This window comes from Nocardioides sp. (assembly GCF_035429765.1).
In the GTDB taxonomy this organism is placed as follows: domain Bacteria; phylum Actinomycetota; class Actinomycetes; order Propionibacteriales; family Nocardioidaceae; genus Nocardioides.
Window position 1 is genome coordinate 1 of the sequence record NZ_DAOMFK010000202.1, and the last position, 5,646, is coordinate 5,646.

Below are 5,646 nucleotides of genomic sequence, written 5' to 3' on the forward strand. Positions count from 1 at the left end.
GCCACGATCCGAGGTCGGCGGCGAGCAGCTCGGCCGGCGCCCGCTCGGCGAGGTCGGCGAGCTCGGCGTCCAGCGCGCGCGCCGGCACGGCGTACGACGAGGCCGCGCACGCCGGGTCCCCGAGCAGGAAGCGCATCTCGTGGAGCTGGCGGACCACGCCGAACACCGTGAACATCTCCTCGGCGAGCCCCTGGCCGTCGTGCCAGCTGCGCCCGCCGTAGGTGTGCTGGGACACCTGCTGGCCCGCTCCGAAGCACTCGAAGACCACGCAGCCGCGCCAGCCGGTCGTGGCGAGGACAGGGTGGATCGAGCATCGTGAGTCGGCGGCCAGGTGGCGGCACGGGCGCCCCGCCGGCTTGTCCTCGGCGAAGCCGTCCCCGCGGGTGTAGGGCAGCGCCACGCAGCACAGCGCGTGGCAGCGGGCGCAGTCCGGCGCGAGCGCGGGGCCGGCGCCGGCTGCCGGGTCCGGGGATCGGATCGGGTCGCCCACCACCCCATCCTGCCCGACGGGCCGTGGCGGGCCGAGCGGGGCGGAGCGATACGCTGCCCCTCGGCAGCACCACGTGCTCGAGTCCGTCGGGCCCGACCAGACCAGGAGTCCCCGGTGACCACCACCAGCAGCCTGAAGAAGGTCCTCATCGCGAACCGCGGCGAGATCGCGGTGCGGGTGATCCGCGCCTGCCGGGACGCCGGGATCGGCAGCGTCGCCGTGTACGCCGACCAGGACCGCGACGCCCTGTTCGTCAGGCTCGCCGACGAGGCGTACGCGCTCGGCGGCGCCACCCCCGCGGAGACCTACCTGGACATCGCCAAGATCCTCGACGTGGCCACCCGCTCCGGCGCCGACTCGGTGCACCCCGGGTACGGCTTCCTCGCCGAGAACGCCGGGTTCGCCCAGGCCGTGATCGACGCCGGGCTGATCTGGATCGGCCCCCCGCCGGCTGCCATCGAGAAGCTCGGCGACAAGGTGCAGGCCCGCCACATCGCCCAGAGGGTGGGCGCCCCGCAGGTCGTGGGCACGCCGGACCCGGTCGGCGGGGCCGAGGAGGTCGTGCGCTTCGCCCAGGAGCACGGCCTCCCGATCGCGATCAAGGCGGCCTTCGGCGGCGGCGGCCGGGGCCTGAAGGTGGCCCGCACCCTCGAGGAGGTGCCCGAGCTCTACGACTCCGCGGTCCGCGAGGCGGTCACGGCGTTCGGGCGCGGCGAGTGCTTCGTGGAGCAGTACCTCGACCACCCCCGTCACGTCGAGACCCAGTGCCTGGCCGACCGGCACGGCAACGTGGTGGTGGTCTCCACCCGCGACTGCTCGCTGCAACGCCGCCACCAGAAGCTCGTCGAGGAGGCGCCCGCGCCGTTCCTCTCCCCCGAGCAGGTCGAGCGGATCTACTCCTCCTCCAAGGCGATCCTCAAGGAGGCCGGGTACGTCGGGGCCGGCACCTGCGAGTTCCTGGTCGGCCAGGACGGCACCATCTCCTTCCTCGAGGTCAACACCCGGCTGCAGGTCGAGCACCCGGTGACCGAGGAGGTCACCGGGATCGACCTGGTCCGGGAGATGTTCCGGATCGCCGCGGGCGAGGAGCTCGGGTACGACGACCCCGAGATCGTCGGCCACTCCATCGAGTTCCGCATCAACGCCGAGGACGCCGGGCGTGGCTTCATGCCGGCCCCGGGCACCCTCACCCGCTGGGAGCCGCCCAGCGGCCCCGGGGTCCGCGTCGACGGCGGCTACCTGGCCGGGGAGACCATCCCGGGCTCCTTCGACTCGCTGATCGCCAAGCTCGTCGTCAGCGGCCGCGACCGCACCCAGGCGCTCGAGCGGTCGCGGCGAGCACTGGCCGAGTTCCACGTCGACGGCATGCCCACGGTGATCCCCTTCCACGCGGCCGTGGTCCACGACGCCGCCTTCATCGGCAGCGGGGACCGTTTCGGCATCTACACGCTGTGGATCGAGAACGAGTTCGACAACCAGATCCCGCCGTACGACGGCCCGCACGGCGATCCCGTCGAGGACGAGGAGCGGCACACGGTCACCGTCGAGGTGGGCGGCCGGCGCCTCGAGGTCGTCCTCCCCGCGGGGCTCGGGGGACTCGGGGGCGCAGGGGCGGCCTCCGGCCCGAAGAAGCCCAAGCGCTCGGCCGGCAAGAAGCTCGGCGCCGCGGTCTCCGGGGACTCGGTCAGCTCGCCGATGCAGGGCACGATCGTCAAGGTGGCCGTCGAGGAGGGCCAGCAGGTCGAGGAGGGTGACGTCATCGTCGTCCTGGAGGCGATGAAGATGGAGCAGCCCCTCAAGGCCCACAAGTCCGGCACCGTCACCAGCCTCCACGCCGAGGTGGGCGCCACGGTGACCAACGGCGCGGTGCTCTGCGAGATCAAGGACTGACCCGCGGGGGCGGCGCCGGCCGCTCGCCGCCCGGGCGGGGAGCACGCCGGCTTCCGCGCCCGCCATTTGTGCCGGGTCGGCTCAGGGGGCGGGGTTGGTCACCACCGAGCCGGGTGGGGGCGCGGCGTACTGCCCCGCAGGGGCCCGCTCACCGGTCACCTGGTGGTAGATCGCTCGGGCGATGCCCCGCATCCCCCGGAGGAAGGGGTGGTAGTCCGCGGCGACCCCGAGCAGCAGCTGGTTCCCGTTGACCCAGGCAGCCGGTCCGGCGCAGACGTCGTGGCCGGCCGAGGCGGCGTACAGGTCGACGTAGCGCGCGCCCGACGCCAGCGCCGCGCGGCGGAGCGATCGGTTGAGCAGCCGCTCGACCGAGTCTGCCCAGCGGTAGTCGCCGGCGGCCAGGGGCGCCTGCGCGCACACGGTGCCGTCGGCGGGCAGGATGCGCGGGTACCCCACGACGTAGACCCGGGCCTCGGGTGCGCGGGCGCGGACCTCGCGCAGCACCCGGGCCACGTTGGCCTGGATGAGGCGGGCGTCGCGGGCCAACGTGTCGACGCCCTGGGCGTCGGTGAAGTGCTCGCGGCACGGTGCGCCGGCCGGTTCGGCGGCGGCCAGGCGTCCGCAGGTGGCGATCAGCGAGCCGAACAGGCCGAAGTCGTTGCCGCCGATGCCCACCGTCACCAGGTCGGTGCCGCGGGAGAGGGCTGACAGCTGGGCCGGCGGCCTCTCCCCGCCGAGGAGGAGACCCTGCGGCGCGAAGAGATCCTCGGTGGTGGCGCCGGAACAGGTGACGTCACGGTAGCTGCGCACCTGCAGGTACCCCGCCAGGAACGCCGGGTAGTTGTTGGTCGACCTGAAGCAGCCCCGTGGGTCCGGCCGCCCGGCGGGGACCAGGGGTCCCGCCGAGTAGGAGTCCCCCAGGGCCACGTAGTCGATCCGCGCGTCCTGGGCCGCGGCCGGCAGTGCCTGGGCGCGGTCGGCCGACGGCTGGGCGCGGACCACGGCGACCGCGACGACCAGCGCCACCAGCGCGGCCAGGGCCGCGGCCGCCCAGGTGGGGATGCGCATGCGAGGGCCTTGTCTGGAGGGAGCGTCGGGTACGACGGTAGCCCGGCCCCCCAGCCGGCGTCGGCTCAGCGGGCGGCGCGCACCGCGAAGGTGAACCAGGTCGACCGCAGACCCAGCACCGAGCGCGCGGCGTCCCCCGAGACCGTCACCCGGCCGGCGCTGCCGATCACGCGCATCGAGACCACGCGTCCTCCCCAGTCTCCGTTCCCGTCCCGGCCCACCACCACGATCCGCTGAAGGTTGCCGATCGCGGGGAAGCGCGCCTCGACCGCCTCGTCGGTGACCACCACCGACCAGCTGTGCACGGGGTTGCCCGACCAGCCGTCGTACGGGTCCGCCCGTGCCGTCAGGTAGGGCACCGAGCCGGCGGCCGTCCAGCCCCCGCTGCTGGAGGAGAACTGGGTGAAGGCGGGCTGCCCACCGACGAGCAGCGCCTCTCCGCGGGTGGCGTCGATCGCCGCGTTCGAGGCGGGGTGCTCCGCGGCGTACCCGCCGTAGACCTGGCAGGAGGTCGTGTCGCAGATCTGGTAGTGCCGCGCGCGCGGGTGGGCGCGCTCGTACGCCGCGTAGGTGCGGGCAGCGACCGCCTGGGCCTGGACCGCGGCCGGTGACCACAGCGCCGGCATCTCCAGAGGCACCACGCCCCGCAGGTAGTTGTCCATCGCCAGCACGTTGACGGTGTCCCGTGCGCTGCTCCCCGGGCTGGGCCGGGCGGAGCGGAGCCGGCCCCGGTAAGGGCGGGTGCCGGTGGGCGTGACCAGCTGGATGGGCTCGCCCCCGGCGAAGAGCTCGGCGTCGGAGGTGAGCACCTTCCACTGGTGCCAGGCCTTGGTGAGGTACGACACGACCGTGGTGCCACCGGGACCGGCGGCGAGCCGCCAGCGGCTGGCACCGTTCTCCGGCAGGGTCCATCGCTCCGTGCTTCCCAGGTCGCGCACCGTGAGCCCGGTCCGGGCCAGCACCACGACGTCGTCGGAGGTGTCGGCGGAGACGAGCACCGCGATCCGGCCGCCGGCCCGGCCCCAGGAGGTCCCCGGGTAGTAGAACCTCGCGATCTTCCGGTAGCCGAGCCCGGCCCGCGCGGCGCCCTCCGCGCCGTACTGGGACATGCCGTGGCCGTGGCCGTAGCCGTGGCCGCGGATGGTGATCCGGGCGTCGGCCGGCACCGTCCACGAGTCGGCCGCGGCCGCTGGGGCGGTCACGGCGCCGGCCAGCAGGCCGCCGACGAGACAGGCGAGCAGCCGCCTGGGGACGCGAGGGGGGAACAGCGAGGGCATCAGGGCTCCGGGTGAGCAGGATCGGGGGGCTACCCGATCGGACCACGATTCCTGAGCCGACACGCCGGAAACCGCGGGAACGAGTCCGCGTGACCGCTCGGCCCCGGTCGGCTTCGGCCGCCTGGCTACTCTCGGCGACATGGAGTGGGTGGTGGTGGCCGTCGTGGTCGGTGTGGTTGTGAGCATGGTCCTCTCGCGCCAGCAGCGCGGGCGCGCCGCTCAGGAACGGGCCGCCGAGGAGCTCGACCGGCTGCGGCGGACCGTCGAGGAGGACGTCACCCGGTACGGCGAGGAGCTGGGTGAGCTGCACGTCGACACGCTCACCACCGAGCTCGACGCTGCGATGCGTCAGGACTACCAGCGGGCGCTCGACTCCTACGAGAACGCCAAGACGCTTCTGCGCGACGCCCGGGTGCCCGAGGACGTCACGCCGGTGACCAGGACGCTGGAGGACGGCCGGTACGCCCTGGCATGCGTCCGCGCTCGCGCTGAGGGCCAGCCGCTGCCCACCCGGAGACCGCCCTGCTTCTTCAACCCCGCGCACGGGCCCGCCCAGACCGACGTGGCGTGGGCGCCTCCGGGTGGCGCGCCACGCGAGGTCCCGGTGTGCCTGGCCGACGCCGACCGGCTCGCCCAGGGCGCGGAGCCCGACGTACGGCAGGTGCGGCGGGGCAACGAGATGGTGCCCTGGTTCCGGGGCGGTCCGGCGTACGGACCGTACGCCGGGGGCTACTACGGCGGGTACGCGATGAGCGGCCTGTTCCCCGGCATCCTGATCGGGTCCATGCTCGGGATGCCCGCGGGCGACGTCTCGGGTGGTGCCGGCGAGGACTGGAGCGGTGACCCGGCAGCCGACTCCGCCGGGGACGCCGGCGGTGGCGACTTCGGTGGTGGGGACGCCGGGTGCGGCGACTTCGGGGG

4 protein-coding genes and 1 pseudogene are annotated in these 5,646 nt (G+C 74.3%); 2 read left to right on the forward strand and 3 right to left on the reverse strand.

The features are described from left to right. A pseudogene (locus tag PLP61_RS14395) lies at window positions 1-490 on the reverse strand (hypothetical protein); the annotation flags it as partial. A gap of 114 nt (window positions 491-604) precedes the next feature. On the opposite strand from PLP61_RS14395, the gene PLP61_RS14400 reads away from it, so the two are divergent. Further along, the gene (locus tag PLP61_RS14400) at window positions 605-2,380 is read left to right on the forward strand and encodes an acetyl/propionyl/methylcrotonyl-CoA carboxylase subunit alpha (RefSeq protein ID WP_324503442.1); all 1,776 of its coding nucleotides are present in this window, start codon (window positions 605-607) and stop codon (window positions 2,378-2,380) included. Window positions 2,381-2,461: 81 nt separating this feature from the next. Here PLP61_RS14400 and PLP61_RS14405 read toward each other — a convergent pair whose 3' ends face one another. Both PLP61_RS14405 and PLP61_RS14410 read right to left on the reverse strand, forming a co-directional pair. Then, on the reverse strand, window positions 2,462-3,448 hold the full coding sequence (locus PLP61_RS14405; protein WP_324503443.1) for an SGNH/GDSL hydrolase family protein: 987 nt from the start codon (window positions 3,446-3,448) through the stop codon (window positions 2,462-2,464). A gap of 65 nt (window positions 3,449-3,513) precedes the next feature. Then, window positions 3,514-4,725, reverse strand: a complete 1,212-nt coding sequence (locus tag PLP61_RS14410; protein WP_324503444.1) for a SpoIID/LytB domain-containing protein — start codon at window positions 4,723-4,725, stop codon at window positions 3,514-3,516. 139 nt (window positions 4,726-4,864) lie between these two features. Between PLP61_RS14410 and PLP61_RS14415 the strand changes: the two genes are divergently transcribed. Next, a partial coding sequence (locus PLP61_RS14415; RefSeq protein WP_324503445.1) for a hypothetical protein occupies window positions 4,865-5,646 on the forward strand: 782 nt, incomplete at its 3' end.